A 21,941-nucleotide genomic window follows, 5' to 3' on the forward strand; every position below is an offset into this window, starting at 1 on the left:
AACCCGGTTAACGCGTGACCAATATGGCCCTATTTCAATCCGGAATCACCCCTGTTAACTCTTTTTTCGCGGTGCGAGTCGTTCTTGCCACACGAATCGCCCCTAGTTTCCGCTACTTAAGCTGACGCCGCTCTCGGCGCTATCGTAGATTCCGAGTCGCGATAGAGCCTGATGCCGCCATCGATCCTGGCTGCGAGCGTCAGAGCCGGACAATGTGCGTCAGAACACTTCATAGCACATTTGGCGATCGCTGTGCCTTCCGGCGGGTAACCAGCAGCTCAGTCGAGTGTGAGCAACTCGAGCACAATGCTGAGTCGGTTTGAGGGTGCCCAAGTGGGGCCCGTGCGGTTCCTGGTGCCCGTTTTTTCGTTAGCCAGGTTAACCTTTACGAGCGGTCGACGTTGAACTTCCACGCGGCTGTTGTTCCGCATTGGCACAGCATGAATCGGCGGAATTCCGCGCGCCCTGTGAAGTCCCGATGAACCGCCTGTAAAATTGCGAAAATATAGTTACCAAGCTTGCAACCATAGCGATTCACTGTTTTCCCTGTGCCCAATGAATCAGTCCGCTCCGAGTCGATTCGGTTCGATTTGAGGCGGAAGTTAGATGGGCCGCAAAACCTGAATCGTGTTCTTGGGTAGAACAACGGGCGTCGGCCTTTGCGACCAGCTCACGTGACAGGTTTTGCTGTCGGAACCGGGGATCCGGTTCCATGCAACAAGGACGGTGAGATGGTAGATTTCGAAAGCGGTAAGTCCGGTGGATTTGACCTAGAAGGCGCCCCGGACAATAGCCTGGATACTGGTTCGAGCCAGTATCAGGACGCCGGCGCAAGCTATTCACCTGGAACGGGAATTCTGCAGGCCGATGCCAATGGCGTAGTGGTCCTTCCCGCAGGTGTTTCGCTGGAAGATATCACCGTTCGCGGCACTGACCTGGTGATCACCCTGGCAGACGGGACCGAGATGGTCATCCCGGGCGGCGCGCTGATCGTTCCGCAGTTCGTGGTCGATGGTGTGGTGATCGCTCCGCAGACCGTTTCCGACTATCTCAATGGCATCGATCCGGAAGCTGGACCGCAGGCGCAGACGCCCAGTTCGGGCGGCAATTTCGCGGCCGATGAAGGGGCCATCCAGGACGCTTTCGATCGCGGCGATCTCCTGCCCTACACCGAATTGAACCGCACGATCGAGCAGGAAGAAGAAATTCTTCCCTTCGTCGATGAAGACCCCGTGGTCGTTATCGAGACCCCGGATAATCCCATTGGCGTCGAGAATGCGATTGCCCGGGTATTCGAAACCGGCCTGCCCGGTAACGGCGACGGCGAAGGCGAGCGCAACGAGCCCCCGGGCGTCGGCGAGAATGCCGATGGCAATCCCGGCAACGACAGCGACACCAGCGACTCGACCAGCGGCACCATCGTGTTCGCTGCACCCGATGGACTGTCGGCGATCCTGATCAACGGGGTCGAGATCACCACCGTCGGCCAGCAGTTCGTCAGCCCGGTTGGTACGCTCACCATCACCAGCATCGATCTCGACTCAGGCGAGGTGGGCTTCAGTTACCAGCTGCAGGACAATCTGCTCGGCGAAACGGTCGACGGCTTCTTCGCGGTGACCGTGGTCGACCGCGACGGCGACACCGCCGACGCGACTCTGTCGATCATCGTCGAGGATGACGGACCGCGCGCGGAGATCGACAACGGCACTATCGAACCCGGCACGTTCGGCCCGATCGAGGGCAATGTGCTCGATAACGACGAATCAGGGGCAGACGGTTATCCGGTCGGCGAAGACGGGATCGAGGCTGTTACCGGTTTCTCGAGCGACAACGCCGGCGGCTCGGCGGCCCCCGGGGCCAGCCTGCAGGGCCAGTACGGCGTTCTGACGCTCAACGCCGACGGTACATACGAATACACCCGCGACTTCAACACGCCGGGCGGTGTCACCGACACCTTCACCTACACGATCGTCGACCAAGACGGCAGCGAGGCCGAAGCCAAGCTCGTCATCACGATCGAAAACGCTCCAAACACGATCGATTTCGTCCCTACCACGGGCGAAGGCACGCAGGTCGACGAAGGGGGCTTGCCGCCGCGGACCGACGAACCGGTGGGTACCGGAGAGGGTGCGGACGACAATCCCAACAATAACAGCGATCCTTCGGAAACCACCGGCGCAACGATCGAGTTCAACTCGCCCGATGGCCTTGCCAGCATCACCATCAACGGAGTCGAGGTCGACCTGAACAACCAGGCCGGCAACGATGCCGACGACCAGATCGTGATCGACGACGAGACCGGTACGCTGGTCATCACCGCGGTGACCTACGACCCCACGACGGGCGACGGCACAATCTCGTATGAATATACGCTCGGCGACAACACTTCGGGCGACGACACCGAAGTCGAGTTCGAGATCATCGTGACCGATCTCGACGGTGACAAGGCCGAAGACACGCTCGTCATCGAGATTGTTGACGACGAACCGGAGGCGGCCAACGACGTCGCCGGACAGGTCAACGAGAACCAGCCGATCATCATCGACGCGCTCGATAACGACGTGTTCGGCGCGGACGATGTCGACACCAGCGATGCGACCAAGGTGTTCGTTTCGACCCAGGGTTCGCAGGGCACCGCGTCCTACGACCCGGCGACAGGCCTTTTCACCTACACGCCCAATCCGGGCGCGGGTTCGAACGGCAATCTGACCGACAGCTTCCAGTACACCATTATCGATGGTGACGGGGATCCGTCGATCGCGACCGTCAATTTCACCCTTCAGCCCGACTCCGAACCGCGCGGCAGCGAGCGGGTCGCGACCGTCGACGATGACGGCCTGGCAGACGGCAACCCCGCTTCGACGACCGGCGATCTCGCCGCCAATACGGGCGACGATCCGGCTGACACCAGCGAAGCGAGCTTCACGGGCACCCTCGGATTCGACGTCGGGAACGACACGCCCGCGACTATTTCGGTCGATCCGGCACTGGCCGGCACTACCGACACGGTCGGCACCGAAACCGTTACCTATTCGGTCAGCGGCGGCACGCTCACCGCCACTATCACCGGGGGAGCGCGGGACGGCACCGACCTGTTCACGGTCGAGATCACCGATGCCGCAACCGGCGCTTACCAGGTCACGTTGCTGACCAACGTGTTCCATGCCAGCGGCAATGACGAGAACGATGCGTCGGTCTCGATCGACTTCCTTGTCGCCGACAGCGAGGGCGAAACCGCGCCGACCAACCTTACCATTATCTTCGACGATGACGCGCCGACTGCGGTGGCAGACGTCGATTCGGTGACCGAGGACGGCCCGCTGGTGGCGGACGGTAACGTCCTGACAGGTTCCGGCGGCAGCGATGCCAATGCGACCGATGGCGTTGCCGATGCGCAGGGCGCCGATGGTGCAAGCGTGACAGGTCTCGCCTTCGGCCAGATTCTCGGCACGGTCGGTTCACCGCTGACCAGCACCTATGGCAAACTGACGATCGATGCCAATGGCGACTATCGCTACGAACTCGATAATACCAACCCGTTGGTCCAGGGCCTCGACAGCACCGAGAGCCTGACCGAGATCTTCACCTACACGATCACCGATGCGGATGGCGACACCAGCGAAACCACGCTGACGATCACCATCAATGGCGCCGACGATGGCGTCACGGTCAATGGCCTCGATCTTGCCGCGCCCGAACTGGTCGTCGACGAAGACGATCTGGCCGATGGCACTTCGCCCGATGCGGCCGCGCTGACCAAGACCGGCAGCTTTACCGTCGACAGCCCCGATGGTCTGGCGACGCTGACCGTGGGCGGCGTTCTGGTTTACGACGCTGACAATCCCACAATCTATCCGGTCACGATCGACAATCCGACCTATGGCCAGCTGACAATTACCAATGTGGTACCGGTGTTCGACGCCAATGGCGATGCTGTCACGGCGGAAGTCTTCTTCAGCTATACGCTACAGGACAATTCGCTGCTGCACGACGAGAGTGGCGAGGACAATTTCATCGACAGTTTCGAGGTTGTCGCGACCGATACCGATGGTTCGACCAACTCGCCGACCTCATTCCTCGACATACAGGTCATCGACGATGTTCCGTCGGTCACGTTGAACAGCGGTCAGGCGCCGGTGCTGGCCACCGACGACACGGACCTTCGCAACAATCCGTCGAGCACCGACACCGGCAATTTCAGCACGCTGTTCACGCCTGATTTCCAGGCCGACGGCCCCAATGCTGTCGACTCGCTGGTCTATGCAGTCGCGATCACAGGCGGCAACGGAACGGATTCGGGTCTCGACGACACGGCGACCGGCAACGACATCCTGCTGCGCCTCAACGGCAATGTGATCGAGGGATATCTGTCCGGCGATCCGACCGAAGTGGCCTTCACGCTATCGCTCGACCCTGCGACCGGAGTGATTACGCAGACCCAGTTCCGTGCGATCGAGCATGACAATCCGGCTGACTCCTTCGAGACCGGCGTCGAAGCCGAAACGATGGCCGCCGGCCTCATCACCATCACCGCTACGGTGACCGATGGCGACGGCGATCAGGCGAGCGAAACCGCAGAAATTGGTGATGCCTTCACGTTCGAAGACGATGGTCCCGTTAGAATTTCTCTCTCGATCGGAGATCTGGACGAAGACGCACTTGCATCAGGCAACAACGATGCCCAGCCCGGTGACGACGATGGTGGCGTGTCCTTCACCGGATCGCTGGACCTACAATTTGGTGCCGACGGACCCGCGGCGGACGAACTGACGATTGCGATCGATTCAGTGTTCTCGCGTGATCCTGACGGGGCTCCCGTGGCGCTTTCTTCGGGTGGCGCGACAGTGCTGACGGTTTGGAACGCCGATACCAACACCCTTACCGGATACACCACTGATGTTGGCGATCCTGTCTATACCTTGGTGGTTGATCTCGCTAACCTTCAGTACACCTTCACACTGTTCAAGCCGCTCGACCATCCTTCGCAGGACGATGGCAGCGGTACCCTCGAAGGCTACGAGGACAATCTGGGGCTCTACCTCGACATCACCATCACGGATGGCGACGGCGACAGCATCACCTTGGATGGAAGCAACTTTGTCGCACTGTTTGATGCGTTCCTGAATATCGACGACGACATGGCCGTCGCAACTGACAATGCCAATACTGTCGGCGAGGGCGAGGCCACCGATGGTAACGTCATCACCGACGATGACGGTGGCAATGGCCTCGATACTGCCGGCGCGGACGGCTACGCTGCCGATGGTCCGGTGGTCGATGCCGGCTTCTCTTCGAGCAATCCGGCTGGCGTCACCCTGATCAACAAGTCGGTTGCGTTGGACGGCACGATCACGCTGACCACGTCGGTTGGTACGCTCGTGATCGGGGCTGACGGCGACTACACCTTCACATCGGTCGCGAACACGGTCAATTCCAACACCGACCTGACCTTCACCTACACGATTGAGGACGGCGACGGCGACCGCGACACCGCCGACCTGGTGATCGGCATCACCAACGTCGCAGGAAGCGTGTCCGACCAGGACATCGATGTCGACGAAAAGGGCCTGGCCGATGGTACCGGCGAGCTCGCCGATAACGTGCCGAACAATGACCAGAGCGAAATCGATGCCAATGGCCTGATCTCGGTCAATGGCGCTACCGGGCCGTTCAAGTTCATCCTGGTCGGCGGTGTGTTCGACGACAAGGGAACGGCCAGCACGAGCGATGACACCTACACCATCGACGGCATGTACGGCACGATCGTGCTCAATGCCTCGACCGGTGCCTACACCTACACGCTCGACACCGAGTTCGATCACGACCCGCCGCTGAGCGGGGCCGACCGTAACGAGGAACCGATCGCCGAGAGCTTCGCCTATCGGGTCGAGGACCTGTCGGGCAACGAAATCGGAACGGGCGATCTCGATGTGACCATCATCGACGATATCCCGGTTATCACTGCGGCGCTCGACACGGGTTCGACGGTCACCGTCGACGAGACCGATCTCGCCGAAGCCGCCGCGACGATCAACCTCGATACCTACGACCAAGGTGCCGACAGCGATGTTTCGGCCAATCCCACGCTGATCGGCTCGGCGACGACCGACAACGTGCTCGACGTCTCCGTGCTCTTCGGTGCCGATGGCCCCGCTGCGGGCGGCGGCCTGAGCTATTCGCTCAACGTTGCCAATGCCACTTCGGGCATGACCACGACCGAAGGCACCCCGATCGTCCTCGTCAAGGTGAGCGATACGGTGGTTGTCGGTGTCGTGCAGGGCACCAACACGGCGGCCTTCGCGATCGAGATCGACGCGGGTAACGGCGAGATCACAGTCGAACAATATCTCAGCCTCGATCATGGCGTGAACCCCGACCCGAACGAGCCGGAACAGCTTGCGACCGGTTCGCTGACGGCGACCGTGACGGCCGAGGATTTCGACGGCGACAGCGTCGATGCGACCGCAGTCGACATCACCTCGCTGATCACCTTCCGCGACGATGGGCCGACCGCCGAGCCGACCCTGACCGCGTTCCTCGATGACGATGCGCTCGGCGGCAATGCCAATGGACCGGATGACCAATCGCCCGATACGGCGAACCTCACCGGCACCCTCGTCGACCCGACCCTTGGTTTCGGGAACGATGGCGGCAGCGTCGCTTTCGATCTGACCAGCACGCTCCCGAGCGGCTACCGCCTCGTCGCGGATCCACTCAGCGATGGCGTGATCATCGAACAGGAGCAGGGCACCGGCAACTGGGTACCAGTTGTGCGCGTTGCGCTCGACGGCACGACCGGCAACTACACGGTCAGCCAACTCGACAATATCTGGCACGAGAATGACGGCCAGAATGACGAGAACGAAGTCAGCTTCACGCTCGGCGCCACGCTGACCGACGGCGATGAAGACACGGCGACCACGTCGCTCACCATTACCGTCGATGATGACACTGCGGTTGCCAATGCGGTTACGAGCTCGGGCACGGTCGATGAGGACGGGCTCCAGCCCGATGGCATCGCCGACAATGGCTCCAACGACATGCTAGGCGCCGCGACCGAGGCGACCGGCAGCGTCGCCGGGCTGTTCACGGCAGGCGCCGATGGTCCGCTGACCTATGCGCTCGACGACACGTCGACCGCCGCGCTCGATGCGCTCGGCCTCGAATCGAATGGCGTCACGGTGACTTACGTCATCAATGGGGACACGGTAACGGCGACCGCGGGCGGTTCGCCTGTGTTCACCTTCACGCTCAACGATCCGGCCTCGGGCGATTGGAAGTTCGTGCTCGAAGGTCCGCTCGACCATGACGACACGAACGACAGCGAGAACGTGGTCGATATCGACATCGACTTCGGCAGCCTGGTCTATGCGACCGATATCGATGGCGACCGGACCGATGCGATCGGCTCGGTCGTGGTCACGGTCGACGACGATACCCCGCGCGCCAATGCCGATGTGGACAATGTAACCGAGGGCTCCTCGACGACGGGCAACGTGCTTGACGGTACGGGCGGCAATGTCGGTTCGGCGCTTCAGGCGGACGAGGGCGGTGCCGACGGGCTGGAAAGCCCGGCAATCGTCGGAATCGCCAGCACCAACCAGGGGACCAGCGATACCACGGTTACCGCGGGTGAATTCCAGCTTGCCGGCGAATTCGGCACGCTCACGCTCAACCAGAACGGCACCTATACCTACGCCGTTGCGGGCAACAGCGTCACCACCGGCGGCAACGATGTGTTCACCTACACGATCGTCGACAATGATGGGGACGAGGTTTCCACCACGCTGACCTTCGCGGTCACGCCGGTGAACCTGTCGGGCAATGCGCCAAGCGTGACGGTCTACGAAGAAGCCCTCGACGACACTGTCGATGCGGGCGATGTCGCGGCCGGAACGATCTTCGGCTCGGCCCCTGCGGAGACCACCGAGAGTGCCAACGGCACGGTCGTGGTCGCCGGCGCGACGGCATTCGGCATCCAGGGCGGAACCTCGTCGGCTGGCTTCACCACGCTGGCGGGTAGCTTCGGGACGATCCGGATCAACGAGACCACGGGTCAGTTCACCTACACGCTCACTGCGCCGGTCGAGACCACGCCAAACGATAACGATGGCGTAACGACCGAGTTCGGGGAAGCCTTCACCTACACCGCGACTGACGGCAACGGTAACACGACCACGGGTACGATTACCGTCAATGTGGTCGACGATGTTCCGACGCTGGGCACCATCCAGGACCAGCAGGCGAGCAACGATCCGACGCAGACCCCGGCTGTGGGCACGCTGAATTTCGAGGCGGGTGCCGACGATACCGGAGCGACGATGGTAATTACCGCCGACACGACCGGCATTACCTCGGGCGGCAGGCCGCTCGTTACCGAGCAGGTCGGCAATGTGCTGACGGCCTATATCGACGCCGACTCAGATGGTGTGCTCGATCCAGGTGAAACGACCGCAGTGTTCACGCTGACGGTCAACCCTGATGCAGGTGCATCTGGCCAGTACACCTTCGACCTGATCACCGCGCTCGATCCGACGATTACCGACGTTCCGATCGGCTCGGGAAGTTCTTTCGGTGTGGGCCCGACCAACTCGGTGCTCGTCAACGAGTTTTCGGACGAATCCGGACGAGATCTTGTGCTTGTTACCGCCTGGTCAGCTGGGCCCGGGTTCAACAAGAATGACCCTTCGACCTGGAGCAATGCGATCCAGCAGAGTGACGTCAACGGCTCGACCCAAGGTTGGGGCCGCGGCAACAATAATTTCGACCAGGATGAATTCCTGCGCTTCGACTTCGGTGACGCCAATGATTATGACGGCGCCGGTAGCTACGTACCGCCCACCACGGATGGTCGGACGCCGCCCAGCCCTCTCGACATCGCAGATGTCTCCTATGCGACTTTTTCGTTCTTCAATTTCCAGCAAACGGGAGGCAATCCCAAACAGAACGAGATCATCACATTCGTAGCTCACTATACTGACAACACCTCGCAGACCTTTGTGATCGACGGTACCACCGATACCGGCAGCTTCACGATCACGGCGCCCGCAGGCACGTTCATCGATTATGTCGACGCCTACATGACGACCGGCGAGATGAAGCTGAATCTGACCAACGTCGGGGTGGCAGACTCCTCGATCGACAAGACGATCAACTTCTCGCTGCAGCTCACCGATGGTGACGGCGACACCACTTCGACGCAGGACTTCAGCGTCCGCGTGGCCGACGGGCTGACCCCCTTCGCGCCGGCAGCACCGATCGTGCTCGATCTCGATGGAGGAGGCGCCGATTTCTCGAGCCTCGCCGCCGGTATCGCTTACGATTACGATGGCGATGGAGTGAAGACCAAGACCGCGTGGATGGCCGCAGGCAGCGCGATCCTTGCCTACGACATGAACGCTGACGGCTTCGTCAACAATGCTTCGGAGTTCGTCTTCGGCAGCGATGGCGTGACCGACCTAGAAGCGGTCGCGGCGCTCTATGACGACAATGGCGACGGCGTGCTCGATGCGCAGGATGCAGCTTACGAAAGCTTCGGCCTGTGGATCGACGCCGATCTAGACGCGGTGTCCGACGCGGGCGAATTCGTCTCGCTGAAGGATGCGGGCATCACTTCGATCGAACTCGTCTCCGACGGCAATGTGTTTGCCGCCGCCGATGGCGACGTCACTGTCTTCGGCACCGCCAGCTATACCATGGCTGACGGCAGCACCGGCGAAGTCGCCGACGCGGCCTTCATGACTGCAGGCGATGTCGATGGTACGATGGAAGCGCTGCTGGCGCTTGCTGCCAACGATACCGCTGCCGACGACGGTGCGACCAAGTCCACGCAGGACCTGCCAGAGGTCGAGGCTGTCCTCGATGATGCCTTGGCCGGTACCGAGGTCGACAACCTGATCGATCATTTCACCGGCGATCAGGGCGAATATTTCGCCGTGAACGATGCCGGCGGCTACCTGGGCAATGATGCCCTGAACTTCTCGATTGACGGAGGCGCCTTCGCTTTTGACAATGGCACCATGGCTGAATTGCACGAAGATGCAGCAGCCCTGGCGGCCGCAAGTGCTTAAAACAATTCCTTTGACCAGGGGGAAAAATATGCGGTTCAAGAAAACAAGCGCGGCTACGGCGACGCTGGTGATGGCACTCGCCATGCACCAGGGTGCCCAGGCCCAAACAAACGATGCCGACGCCTTGATGGCGCTCGACAATGACAGTCTCAGGGGCGAAATTCAGACTCGTTTCGACGCGGCGCTGGCTGCTTCGAACGATGGGGGGGTGGTCAATGCCGACGACACCCGCTTCGTGTGGGCGAACGAGGCCAAGGCACAGTGCGGCATCGCGCTGGGCTATCTCAAGAGCGGGACCAAGGATCCGGTTTCGGTGGGCAAATGCGCACGCGCCACGGCGCTGATGCAGGATAATACCCGCCGCGTGCCTGTGCCGCTGTGGGCGGCCGGCGAAGCGCCTGCGATCTGCGAGGATCCCAAGCTGATCTTCTTCGGATTCGACATTGCCGAACCGCCCGCTGCCGAAGCGCAGCAGGTTGTCGATTTTGTCGCCGGTAACTTCCAGACTTGTGGCTGGAATTCGATTGCGGTGGTCGGTCACGCCGACCGTTCGGGCAGTGTAGAGTACAACATGCGCCTCGCGCAGGAGCGCGCAACCAATGTTTACAACATGCTGGCCGAGAAAGTTCCTGCTAACATGCTGGCCGCACCGGCCTCGAAGGGCGAAGGCGAACCCCGCGTTCCGACCGAGGATGGTGTGCGCGAGCCGCAGAACCGCCGCGTTGAAATCCAGGTTAGCAAGTAAAGGGAGGGTGACATGAAGAAGACAACATTCACGAGCTTCGCTGCCGCCGTCCTGCTTGGGGCGACTTCGAGCGTTGCGATCGCACAGGATATGACCACGGCGCCGGCCAACACCGGCAATGTGATCTCGATGCAGGAAGCCATCGAGGTGGCGATGGCCGCCAACCCGGAAATCCTGCAGGCGCAATACAACACCGAAGCGATCCAGATGGAACGCGAACAGGCGCAGTCGCTGTACCTGCCACGGCTCGATATCGAGGCTTCGGCAGGCATTCGTCGGCTCGAAAACAACACGCGCCGCAACCTCGGCATTGCCAATGACGAGCTCTATCCGCTCGAGGCGCAGGTGAGCGCCGATTGGACCATCCTCGACTTCGGTCGTCGTCGCGGCGAATTGCTGCGTCAGGCGGCCCGTGTCGACGGTGCTTCGCTGCGCGTGACGGAACGCAGCGAGTTCATCGCCCTGGCCACTGCCCGACAGTATCTCGACGTGCTGCTCCAGCAGCGGATCGTGGCAGCCGCGCAGGACAACCTTGCGTTCCATAATACGCTGGTGACCGATCTGTCGCGCGGCGTGGAGGAGGAGTCGATTTCGATCGCCGACCTCCAGCAAGCGGAAGAACGGTTCCTTTCGGCCAAGGTGCGCGAGAGCGAGGCGGTGGAATCGCTCGAATCTGCACAGCACGCGCTGCGCCGGTTGACGGGCCTGACAATCAACACCGTGACCCTGCCGCCCGACCTTTCAGCGGCGCTTCCCTCGACCGAGGACGAGACCTTGGGCCTTGCCCGGACCCGCAATCCGCTGGTGCGTGAAGCCCAGGCCGATGTCGATGCGGCGCATGGCCAGGTCATGGCGGCCAAGGGTGAGTTCTGGCCCACCATCGGGATCGATGCGCGTGGCCGAGTGGGCGAGGACATCGACGGGTTCGCTGGCGAAACCAACGATATCCAGGCGCGGGTCTACCTGCGCTGGAACGTCTTCGACGGCGGTCTGAAACAGGGCCGGTACCAGGAAATGGTCCACCGCGCCTCGCAAGCCCGCTATCGCCTGCACGAAATGACCCGCCGCGCCGAGGAAGACGCTTCCAACGCCTGGACCGCGCTGCGTGCGCAGCAGAACATCGGTGCCGCTCTCGCCCGCCAGTCGGAAGTGAGTGACGACCTGCTGCTGAGCTATCGTAGCCAGTTCAACGTCGGTCGCCGGTCGCTGCTCGATGTGCTCGATGCGCAGAACACGCGCTTCAACACGCAGGTACGGCTGGAAACCTCGCGCTTCTCGCAGCTTTTCGCGCAGTATCAGATCCTTGCGGCGACCAACCAGTTCCTCGACGCGATGAACATCGCTCCGGGTGCCGGTGCCGGCAAGGCCGAGCGGGAGCGCTTCGACTACGGCCCCTCGAAGGAGGCCGAAACCGATTACCGCCGCTACGCCGACTGAGGCGAGGCGGTAATCCAACTGCAGAGGGGAATGCGTGCTGCAAGACCGAACGTCTGACTCGCTTCAGGCGAATGACCCTCTGATCGAGGCAATCGGGGAATTGGCGCGGCGTTACGGCCTCGCCTTTTCCCCGGCCTTGCTCGATTCGCTTGCGCGCGATGCCAAGGGACGGTTGCCGTTCCATCAGGCGAGTTCCGCGCTTGAGCTGTCGGGCCTCGACTTCGACATCCACGATCACAAGAAGCTGCCCGTTGGCGATGCCGATTATCCTGCATTGATCGCACTGTCCGATGGCGGTGCGGCGGTGATCCACGAGGCCAAGGATGGGCAATTGCTGGTCTGGATGCCCGGGGCGGCACGGCCCGAAGCGCGCTGGATCGCGCGCGACGACCTGCAGGCCGATTATGCGGGCAAGTTCCTGTCGGTCTTCGGCGATCCCGATGCGCTGCGCGAACAGGAAGCGCCGTGGCACAAGAAGGGCCGCCATCATTGGTTCTGGGGTGAGCTGCGCAAGGAACGCAAGGCGTTCCGTTCGGTGCTGGTTGCCTCGCTGATCATCAACATGCTGGCGCTGTCGCTGCCGCTGTTCTCGATGAACGTCTACGACCGGGTGATCCCCAACCGCGCCACTTCGACGCTGTGGGTGCTCGGGATCGGCGTGCTGCTCGCCTTCCTGATGGAATTCGCGCTGCGTGCGGCGCGGACCAATGTGATCGACGAGATCGGGCGCCGGCTCGATATCAAGCTCAGCCAGAAGATCTTCGGCCGCGTGCTCGGCCTGCCGCTGGCAGCGCGGCAGGGCAATACCGGGGCGCTGGCCGCGCGCGTTTCCGAATATGCCGTGGTGCGCGATTTCTTCGCCTCGACCACCGTTGTGCTGGTGGTCGACCTTGCCTTCCTGGTGCTGTTCGTCGCGGTGATTGCCTACATTGCCGGGTGGCTCGCGCTGGTGCCGATCGTCGCCATGATACTGATGGCGGCGGCAGGGTTCTACCTGCAGCGCCAGGTTACCGATGCCGCGCGCGACGCACAGGCCGATCACGGCCTGCAGCAGACGCTGCTGGTGGAATCGGTGGCGGGCATGGAAACGCTCAAGTCGATGACCGGCGAGCGGGCGATGATGGGGCGCTGGTACAATCTCGCCGAGATTGGCAGCAATTCGCAGAAGCGGCTCAAGCGCATCCAGTCGATCGCGATTGGCCTGGCGCAGAGCTTCCAGCAGGTCTCCTCGATTTCGCTCATCATCGGCGGATATTACCTGTTCGATGCCGGCGTGATCACGATGGGTGCGATCATCGCGATCGTCATGCTCGCCTCGCGTTCGCTCGCTCCGGCGGGCCAGATCGCCTTCCTGCTCACCCGTTTCCGCCAGGCGCGCGAGACGCTCGATTCGATCGAAAGGCTGTTCGAGGTGCCCGACGAGCGCAAGCAAGGCGTGTCCAGCATTCCCGCTACGGTGCGCAATGCCGCCCTGCGACTCGAGAATTGCACCTTCGCCTATCCCGAGGCGCCGGTGCCCGCGCTCGACAAATTGAACCTTTCGATCGAGCCGGGTGAAAGGATTGCCCTCATCGGGCGTGTCGCTTCGGGAAAGTCCACGCTCGGAAGGTTAATTTGCGGACTTTACCAGCCCACGGACGGCGCTTTCCTGGTTAATGGCATCGACTCGCGGCAATTCCGGCCGCAGGATTTGCGCAGTGCTTTCCGCTTTGTAGGCCAGGACGCGACTTTGTTTACCGGTTCGATCAAGGACAATCTTTCGCTCGGCGCCCCGGGGATCGACGATGATCGCCTGTTCGAGGCGCTGCGGCTGAGCGGCGCCGACGAGTTTCTCGCGCGCGATGACAGCGGTTTCGACCGTGCCGTCGGCGAACAGGGCCGCCGGCTTTCCGGCGGGCAGCGCAGCTTCCTCGCGCTGGCGCGCGCCTTTGTCTCGCCCAGCGAGTTGCTGTTCCTCGACGAGCCAACCGGTGCGATGGATTCGCAGACCGAACGGCTGTTCGTCGAACGCCTCAAGGGTTCGCTGGGTGAGCAGCAGACGCTGGTGGTTTCGACCCATCGCCCAGCGCTGTTCGATCTCGTCGACCGGATCATCGTGCTCGACAAGGGTAAGATCGTGGCCGACGGCAGCAAGAAAGACATTCTTGATCGCGCCGGCAAGCAAGGGGGCATGTCGTAATGGCAAGCCTGCCCCTCTCCTTCGAGCAGCGCTGGCTCGGCAGCGACGGCAAGGCGCACCGCCGCCTCGCGCTGGGCGGCGGGCTGGTCGCCGCGCTGGCGCTGGCGCTGACCTTCTCGCTCGGAAATCCCGATGCGTCCCGCGCCGAAAGCGGGATCACGATCAAGGCGCGCGAAGTCGCCAAACTCAAATCGCTCGACGAGGGCGCGCAGGCCGAGATCCTGGTGGTCGGCGACAGCGCCGAAGAGCGCAACGAGCTGATCCCGATTTCGGGCCTCCCGCGCGAGCAGATGTCTGGGTTCGCCGCGATCCAGCTCAAGAATGCGAATTACGGCACGGCGCTCAAGTGCCTGACGCAGGCGATCTATTACGAGGCCGCGAACGAGCCGCTGCAGGGCAAGCGAGCGGTGGCGCAGGTGGTACTCAACCGCCTCAAGCATCCCGCCTATCCCAATTCGGTCTGCGGCGTTGTCTATGAAGGCGTCAATCGCCCAGTGTGCCAGTTCAGCTTCACCTGCGACGGTTCGCTGTTGCGTGCGCCGATGGCCCGCCAATGGGCGCAATCGCGCGAAGTGGCGATGGCCGCGCTGGCGGGCCAGGTCGAGCAATCGGTCGGATCGGCGACACATTACCATGCCGATTACGTCCTGCCGCGCTGGGCCTACACGCTTTCCAAGATCGAAAAGATCGGCGCTCACATTTTCTACCGCTTCCCCGGCAGCGCCGGGACCGAGCGCGCCTTTACCCGGCGCTGGAACGGCCGCGAGTTCATTCCCGACCTCAACGAGGCGCGGCTGCGCGCCTTGCTCGCGGCGCAGATCGAGCCCGAAGTGCCCGAATTCACGCCCGGCACCACCGTGGTGCCGCATGTGACCGATCGCCATGCTCCGACCGACGTCGGAGGGCGGCTCGACACGACCAAGACCTGGCGCCTGTCGATCCCCGACCCGGTGACCGCCAGCGGCTCGTACAAGAGCCTGCGCGAACAGCAGGGCGAGGTTGTCGCCGCGCCTGAAACTCCCGCGGAGGCTGGAGAAACCCGGTGAAAGAATTCGTGAGCGAATGGCTCGAGCGCATTTCCGACTGGGATGCCAATCGCAAGCTGATTGCGGCCTGTGCCGCAACGGTGTTCCTGCTGCTCGCCTGGGCCAGCGTGGCGCAGACCGAGGAGGTCACGCGCGGCATGGGCAAGGTGATCCCTTCGTCCAAAGCGCAGCTGGTGCAACCCGCCGAACCTGCCACCGTGGCCGAGATCCTCGTGCGCGGAGGGCAAAGCGTGAAGAAAGGGCAGCTACTAGTGCGGCTCGACGACGCGCAGGCCTCGTCCGAACTGGGCCAGTTGCGGACCGAGACCGAGCGCCTGCAGGCCCGCGCCCAGCGGCTCGAAGGCGAGGTGTCGGGCAACACCACCGATTGCGCCGAGGGGTCGGTCTGCGCCGAAGAACGCCGGCTGCAGCAGGTCCGTCTCGCAGCTGCGCAGAGCCGCGAGAATTCGCTCGCCTCGGCGGTCGAGCAGCGTCGCCGTGACTTGAGCGAGGCGCAGGCGACCGTCTCGACACTGGAGAACAGCGTCCGGCTCGCCCGGGACCAGGTCAACATGCTCGAGCCGCTGGCACGCCAAGGCATCGTGCCCAAGACCGAATTGCTCACCGCACAACGCGACCTCGTCGATACGCAAGGGCGCCTGTCGGCGGCCCGCCAGGCGGCAGCACGCGCGAGCGCGGGGATCAGCCAGGCGCAGTCCGACCTCAACGCCGCCCGGCTCGAATTCCGCCAGCAGGCGCTCAACGAGCGGTCGGAGATCAACACCCGGATCGCGGTCAACCAGCAGACCATTCGCGGCGCTGAAGCGCGTCAGAACCGTAACGAGTTGCGTTCGCCCGCCGATGGCATCGTCAACGACGTCCAGATCACTACGGTGGGCGGCTTCGTCGGGGCGGGCGAGAAGATCATGCAGATCGTGCCGGTGGGCGACAAGCTGCTGGTCGAGGCGCGCGTCTCGCCCAAGGACATCGCCTTCATCAAGGTCGGCGACCGCGCCAATGTGAAGGTCACCGCCTATGATTTCGCCACCTACGGCGGGTTGTCGGGCCGGGTTCAGCAGGTCAGCGCGGACAGTGTCTATGACGAGGCCGAGCGCGAAACCTATTACATCGTGCTGGTCGAAACCGACCGAGCCTACCTCAGCAAGAGCGGGCGCAGGCTGCCGATCGTTCCGGGCATGATTTGCGATGTCGAGATCATCACCGGCTCGAAAACCGTGCTGAGCTATCTGATGAAGCCGATCACTCGCGGCCTCAACCAGGCGCTCACAGAGCGCTGATCAATTCGCTAGAGCAAGTTTCGGTGCAGGCGCTTCGTAGCGCTGGCCATGCAGGTAACGCTGGTTCCCGGCGAAGCTCATGACCGGACGGTAGCCATAGTTCATGTCGGCCGGGACGACGCGATCGCCCTGCATGTCGAGCATGACCCATTCCTCGCCGTTCCTGACCAGCAGTACGGCGTGGTCGAGGCGGCGCAAGGTGTCGCGCGCCAGTGTCAGCATCATGTCGTCCTGGGCTACGCCCGCCGTAGCGAGGAGCTGCATCTTGAGGATCGCATAGTCCTCGCAGTCACCTGCGCGCCGGGACAGCGTGGTCTTGGCATCGGCCCAATCGTCCTTGCGGTCGCTTTCGTAGCGGATCGCGCGGTTGACCCAGCGATTGACCTCGCCCAGCAGCGCCGTGCGCTCCTGCGGCACTGTGCCGAGCGCCGCGATCAGGTCGGACTTGGCAAGGCCGCGTGCCGCCACCCGGTTCCACTGCGCATCGAAGCGGGTCTTGCCGATCCGCACGCGTTCGGTGCCGAGGAACCGCCCACCCGTCGTGCCTGTGCCTACCGCCGCAGGCTTCACCTGGGGGAACGCTACGCGCGCCGCCACCGGGCGGGTCTCCTCGCGCGACACGCAGGTGAAGCCCATGGCCGTAAGGGGGACCGCCGCACTCGCCGCGGGAAGGGCGGGAGCGAGCGCAGCGGCCCCTGCGGTGGATGCGGGCGCACCACCGGCATTCTGTTGCAGCTTGAGCCGTTCGAGCGCCGAAGGCTGCCCGCCGAGGATCGCACTGGCCTTGCTTGCCCGCGCGCCCAGGTTGACCGGGGCAATGGGCGATGCCGCAGGGCGCGCCACCGGGCACTGCACCTGTGCAGCGCCGACCGCAGCGAGGGGCATGGCGGTTGGCACGCTGACCATCAGCGGGCTCGCCTGCGCGCTCGCCGGAATGGCACCGAGGGCAACTCCCGCAGCAGCAAGAAGGAGGGGCTTCCTGAACATGCCCCGTCTTTGCCGCGCGAGCCCCTAAGCCCGGGTTTGAACAAAGGGTTACTTTGATCCTAAGGGAGGTTGACGGAACGCCGCCCCGGCCGGACGCGCAAAGCGCCAAATAGCGCGGCTGCGCGCCCCCCGAAGGTTAATGAAAATAAATGACCGTTCTAAGTGAACGAATGGGCTGGCTAGGTATTTGCACCGGGACGGATCGATGTTCGCTCCAATCTGGAGCGGACGTAGGGATCAACGGCCTCAATCCGCTTGGGTTTCATCGAACACGGCAAACACTTCGACTATCCCGGCAGGGTCGCATTCCGCGCGCAGCCGGTCGATCGCGCCATCGACCGCGAGGTGATATTCGAGCACACCGGCGTCCTGCCGTTCGAACTTGCCGCCGAGAGAGCGAGTGAACTCGCGCGCCTCGGTATTGTCCCCCAGCATATGGACCACGAATTCTTCTATGCCTTCTTCGCGGGCGGCGAGCAGCAGGGTCGCGGTCATGAGCTTGCCCAGGCCCCGGCCATGGTATTCGTCGAGCACTGCGATCGAGAATTCGGCGCATTCCTCGTGCTCGTCATCGCGAAAGGCATGCACCGCGCCGATCGCCGGTTTTGCCGGATCGCCGGAATCGATCGCCCCCCAGGCCAGGTGATGCTCGCCGTCGGCATCGAGCAAGCGTTGCAAAACCCAAGGGGGCGGTTCCTTGGCACCCGAGAAGAACCGCAGGTAACGCGACCGGTCGGACATTCGGCCGATGCCCAGCTTCATCAGCTCGATATCTTCGCTGCGAATGGTGCGGATACAGACGGGCCTGCCGTCTTCCAGCGACGTGTGAATAATGGTGTTGGCACGCTTCGCCTTGTTCATCGGGATTCCCGGACGGATGCGACCCGACATCCGTTCTTATAGTCGATCACAAGTCGTGAGGGGAGGGGGCACGCGCGATTACTGCGAATTGGTCCCTGGCTAGCGAAATTCGCTGCAGTGATTGAAATTTCTCGGAAAATTGTGAGCGTTCAAATGAAATTTGTAACATGGAATCCGCAATTGAAACTACGATTCCACAGTTAATGGCACGGTAGGGCTTTTTACTTTGAGAAAATAGAAAACGCTATTGAATGGAACCAGACTCTACTTTTCCGTTAAGACATTTTAAACGAGACGGGGGTAGCTCCTAGGGGTAACTCCGGAGGCCCCAATGTCTACATTCATGACGCGTCTGGCGCAGGATACCGCGGGTAACACGCTTGCGATATTTGCAGCTGCCCTGATCCCGCTGACCATCATGATCGGGAGCGGTCTGGACATCAGCATTACCTATATGGCGCGGGCAAAGCTGCAGAACGCATGCGACTCAGCCGTGCTGGCCGGTCGCCAGGCGATGCAGGGGAACAATTGGAACAATTCGGCGGAGGGCGAGGCGCGCAAACTGTTCAACTTCAACTTCCCCGCGGGAACCCACGGCGTCCAGGATGCCGTGTTCGAGCTCGACCAGGATGAAGACGATCCCTCGCAGATCGTGGGCCGGGCCAGGGGAACCGTGCCGACCTCGCTGATGAACATCTTCGGCTATGACGAGATGAAGATCTCCGCCGCCTGCGATGCCAAGCGTGATCTGGGCCACAACGATGTGATGGTGGTGCTCGACGTCACCGGCTCGATGAACGATGCCCCTTCGAACGGCTTGGGGACCAAGATCGAGCGGTTGCGCGAAGGCGCCATCGGACTCTACCGCGCGCTCGATGACCAGGAAGGCGGCTCGATCACGCGTTTCGGCCTGATGCCCTATTCGCACACGGTCAACGTCGGGCGTTCGCTCGACAACCGCGATATCCTGGTCGACCAGCAATATGTCGATCGCGAACGCGTCTGCAACTGGTGGGGCTGCAACTGGGTGACCGGCTCCAAGATCGTCCACATCAGTCAGTCGAGCTGGAATCGCGGCCGCGGCGGCGGCGGGCCCGGCAACCGGCAGTATTTCCGCGAGAGCGGCAGCGCCTGTATCGAGGAACGGCCCAGCATCGGCAATGACGATAATCCGTTCGAGATCGACGAAGTGGTGCGCCGCGCCGACATCGACGATCGCGCCACCAACGGCAATGACGAGTTGCGCCAGTTCGGTCGCTACGATCCGGGTGTGCAGGAAGGCCATTCGCAGGACGGCTGTCCTTCCGAGGCCACGCGCCTGCAGGAATATGACGACGAGTTCGACTTTCAGGCGGCAGTCAACGCGGCGACCGCGCGGGTCACCGGCGGCACCTATCACGACGTCGGCATGCTGTGGGGAACGCGGTTCCTCTCGCGCACCGGCTTCTTCGCCTCCGACAATCCCGAAGAGATCAACGACATCCCGGTCAATCAGCACATCGTGTTCATGACCGACGGCATGCTCGACACCGGCGACCGGCTCTATTCGGCGCACGGGGTGGAGCGTTACCAGGGTCGCACGCAGGGCTTCGGTTCGCAGGATGCGCGCCACCTCTCGCGGTTCGACTCGACCTGCGACGTGGCCAAGTCGATGGGCATCACCATCTGGGTGATCGCGCTCGATGTCGAGGATACCGGCGATGTCGAACCCTGCGCTACCAGCGAGGCGCATTTCTACACCAGCGACGGTTCGGACCTCGAGGAGATCTTCGAGGCGATCGGGCAGGGCATCGGCAACTTGAGGCTGACGCGGTGAGGCGGCTGGTCCCTTTCCTCGCCCGGCTGCGGCGCGACGAGGGCGGCGCGACGGTGGTCGAGTTCGCATTGGTCGCGCTGCCGATGATCCTGCTGCTCGTGGGCGGGCTCGACCTCGGCTACCAGAGCTATGCCCGCTCGGTCATGCAGGGCGCGCTCAACGATGCGGCGCGCAAGGCCTCGGTCCAGAACCCCGAGTTCGATTCCGAGGGTGACACGATCGAGGAGCAGGTCGAGAACGAGATCCGCGACCTCGTCGGTACGGTTGCGCTCGATGCCGAGATCAAGGTCACGCAGAAAAGCTTCTTCGAGTTCTCCGACATCGGTAATCCCGAAAAGCTGATGACCGACGTCAACCGCAACGGCCAGTTCGACGAGGAGGACGGCGATTGCTGGGAAGACGCCAACGACAATGGCGAGTACGACACCGACGCCGGAACCGAGGGGCGCGGCGGCTCCAACGACGTGGTGTTCTACAGTGCCGAGATCGCCATGCCGCGGCTGCTCCCGCTCGACAGCCTGATTGACGTCCCCTCGACCATCGAGATGACGCTCGAATCCGCGGTCCGCAACCAGCCGTATGGCAACCAGCCGACCCCGCCGGTCATCTGTGCGGTGCCGACGACATGAGCCTGCATCCCCGCCAGCTGCGCGACACGCTGCGCCGCCTCGTCCGCGACGACAGCGGGCTTGCCTTCATCGAATTCGCCTTCATCGCGCCGATCTTCCTGGTGCTGGTGCTGGCGGGGTTGGAGATTTCCAACCTCGCCATTGCACACCTGCGCGTCAGCCAGATCGCGATGACCGTGGCCGACAACGCCGGGCGCGTCGACGCCGGGATCGACGAGGCCAATATCCACGAGGTCTTCGCCGGAGCCCAGATCGTCGGCAAGTCGCTCGATTTCGAGGACCACGGCCGCGTGGTCCTGTCCTCGCTGGAACAGAACGGCCGCACCGGTGGCAATCGCGGGCAGATGATCCGCTGGCAGCGCTGCTGGGGCGCGCTTGAGGTCGACCCGGCCTATGGCGTCGAGGGCGACGGGGAGGACGACGATTCGCTCGAGGACGGGCTCGGCGCAGATGGCAACAAGGTCACCGCCAGCGCCAATGTGGCGATGATGTTCGTCGAGGCGACCTACGAATACCAGCCGCTGGTCGCGACCGACTTTTTCGAGCCGCAGACGATCCGTTACGAAAGTGCCTTCAACGTGCGCGCGCGGCAGAACAATGTGCTCAGCAACACCCAGGGTCTCGCCGAGATGGAGTGCTAATCCTACTCGATGGAACACATGGAACACGGTCCAGGGCCTAAACCGTGATTGTGTGAACGTAGGGTGCAAGAGAATGACCTTGCGCGTGCAAACTGTGACCCTTGCCGGACAAAGCGTGACCAAAGGGGCGGCGAAGTGTGACGGGTCGTCGGTCTCTTCTGACGGCAAGCTTGGTAATGAATTCGCGCCGTTGCTCCGTAGTGATCGAGTTCCGGCGCGGCTGCTTGTGCGGGACGGGGTCGAACTGGAGCAA

General features: G+C 62.7%; 11 protein-coding genes. 9 read left to right on the plus strand and 2 right to left on the minus strand.

Annotation, left to right across the window (positions count from 1 at the left end; genetic code table 11):
• The first annotated feature begins 731 nt into the window (after positions 1-731).
• From P7228_RS11575 to P7228_RS11600, 6 genes are read left to right on the plus strand one after another with little or no spacing between them, the layout of a single operon-like run.
• Complete coding sequence (locus tag P7228_RS11575; RefSeq protein WP_278015397.1) at positions 732-10,070, plus strand: T1SS-143 repeat domain-containing protein; 9,339 nt, start codon at positions 732-734, stop codon at positions 10,068-10,070.
• Positions 10,071-10,098: 28 nt separating this feature from the next.
• Positions 10,099-10,815: an OmpA family protein gene (locus P7228_RS11580; protein WP_278015398.1), complete on the plus strand. Its 717-nt coding sequence runs from the start codon at positions 10,099-10,101 to the stop codon at positions 10,813-10,815.
• Between the two features lie 12 nt (positions 10,816-10,827).
• The gene (locus P7228_RS11585; RefSeq protein ID WP_278015399.1) at positions 10,828-12,252 is read left to right on the plus strand and encodes a TolC family protein; all 1,425 of its coding nucleotides are present in this window, start codon (positions 10,828-10,830) and stop codon (positions 12,250-12,252) included.
• 34 nt (positions 12,253-12,286) lie between these two features.
• A complete protein-coding gene (locus P7228_RS11590) occupies positions 12,287-14,431 on the plus strand; it encodes a type I secretion system permease/ATPase (RefSeq protein ID WP_278015400.1) in 2,145 nt (714 codons plus the stop codon).
• Entirely contained in the window at positions 14,431-15,477 is a 1,047-nt protein-coding gene (locus P7228_RS11595) for a cell wall hydrolase (protein WP_278015401.1), read from the plus strand. Before P7228_RS11590 ends, P7228_RS11595 begins: the two co-directional genes overlap by 1 nt.
• On the plus strand, positions 15,474-16,754 hold the full coding sequence (locus P7228_RS11600; protein ID WP_278015402.1) for an HlyD family type I secretion periplasmic adaptor subunit: 1,281 nt from the start codon (positions 15,474-15,476) through the stop codon (positions 16,752-16,754). The genes P7228_RS11595 and P7228_RS11600 overlap by 4 nt, the downstream gene beginning before the upstream one ends.
• Here P7228_RS11600 and P7228_RS11605 read toward each other — a convergent pair whose 3' ends face one another.
• Both P7228_RS11605 and P7228_RS11610 read right to left on the minus strand, forming a co-directional pair.
• Positions 16,755-17,741 (minus strand): transglutaminase-like cysteine peptidase, encoded by a 987-nt coding sequence (locus tag P7228_RS11605; protein ID WP_278015403.1) that lies wholly within the window; start codon positions 17,739-17,741, stop codon positions 16,755-16,757.
• Positions 17,742-17,987: 246 nt separating this feature from the next.
• A complete protein-coding gene (locus tag P7228_RS11610; RefSeq protein WP_278015404.1) occupies positions 17,988-18,602 on the minus strand; it encodes a GNAT family N-acetyltransferase in 615 nt (204 codons plus the stop codon).
• Between the two features lie 331 nt (positions 18,603-18,933).
• On the opposite strand from P7228_RS11610, the gene P7228_RS11615 reads away from it, so the two are divergent.
• The 3 genes from P7228_RS11615 to P7228_RS11625 are packed head-to-tail and all read left to right on the plus strand — an operon-like array spanning position 18,934 to position 21,688.
• Complete coding sequence (locus tag P7228_RS11615; RefSeq protein WP_278015405.1) at positions 18,934-20,418, plus strand: pilus assembly protein; 1,485 nt, start codon at positions 18,934-18,936, stop codon at positions 20,416-20,418.
• On the plus strand, positions 20,415-21,047 hold the full coding sequence (locus P7228_RS11620) for a TadE/TadG family type IV pilus assembly protein (RefSeq protein ID WP_278015406.1): 633 nt from the start codon (positions 20,415-20,417) through the stop codon (positions 21,045-21,047). The genes P7228_RS11615 and P7228_RS11620 overlap by 4 nt, the downstream gene beginning before the upstream one ends.
• Positions 21,044-21,688 carry a TadE/TadG family type IV pilus assembly protein gene (locus P7228_RS11625; protein ID WP_278015407.1) on the plus strand — a complete coding sequence of 215 codons (645 nt, stop codon included), beginning with the start codon at positions 21,044-21,046 and terminating at the stop codon, positions 21,686-21,688. The genes P7228_RS11620 and P7228_RS11625 overlap by 4 nt, the downstream gene beginning before the upstream one ends.
• Positions 21,689-21,941 lie beyond the last annotated feature (253 nt).

Source organism: Altererythrobacter sp. CAU 1644 (assembly GCF_029623755.1).
GTDB classification, from domain to species: domain Bacteria; phylum Pseudomonadota; class Alphaproteobacteria; order Sphingomonadales; family Sphingomonadaceae; genus Erythrobacter; species Erythrobacter arenosus.

What these genes read in the sequence shown, in the direction of transcription:
- P7228_RS11580 (WP_278015398.1), top strand. Translation starts at nt 10,099, where the DNA reads ATGCGGTTCAAGAAAACAAGCGCGGCTACGGCGACGCTGGTGATGGCA.
- P7228_RS11605 (WP_278015403.1), bottom strand. Translation starts at nt 17,741, where the DNA reads ATGTTCAGGAAGCCCCTCCTTCTTGCTGCTGCGGGAGTTGCCCTCGGT.
- P7228_RS11585 (WP_278015399.1), top strand. Translation starts at nt 10,828, where the DNA reads ATGAAGAAGACAACATTCACGAGCTTCGCTGCCGCCGTCCTGCTTGGG.
- P7228_RS11610 (WP_278015404.1), bottom strand. Translation starts at nt 18,602, where the DNA reads ATGAACAAGGCGAAGCGTGCCAACACCATTATTCACACGTCGCTGGAA.
- P7228_RS11625 (WP_278015407.1), top strand. Translation starts at nt 21,044, where the DNA reads ATGAGCCTGCATCCCCGCCAGCTGCGCGACACGCTGCGCCGCCTCGTC.
- P7228_RS11615 (WP_278015405.1), top strand. Translation starts at nt 18,934, where the DNA reads ATGTCTACATTCATGACGCGTCTGGCGCAGGATACCGCGGGTAACACG.
- P7228_RS11575 (WP_278015397.1), top strand. Translation starts at nt 732, where the DNA reads ATGGTAGATTTCGAAAGCGGTAAGTCCGGTGGATTTGACCTAGAAGGC.
- P7228_RS11595 (WP_278015401.1), top strand. Translation starts at nt 14,431, where the DNA reads ATGGCAAGCCTGCCCCTCTCCTTCGAGCAGCGCTGGCTCGGCAGCGAC.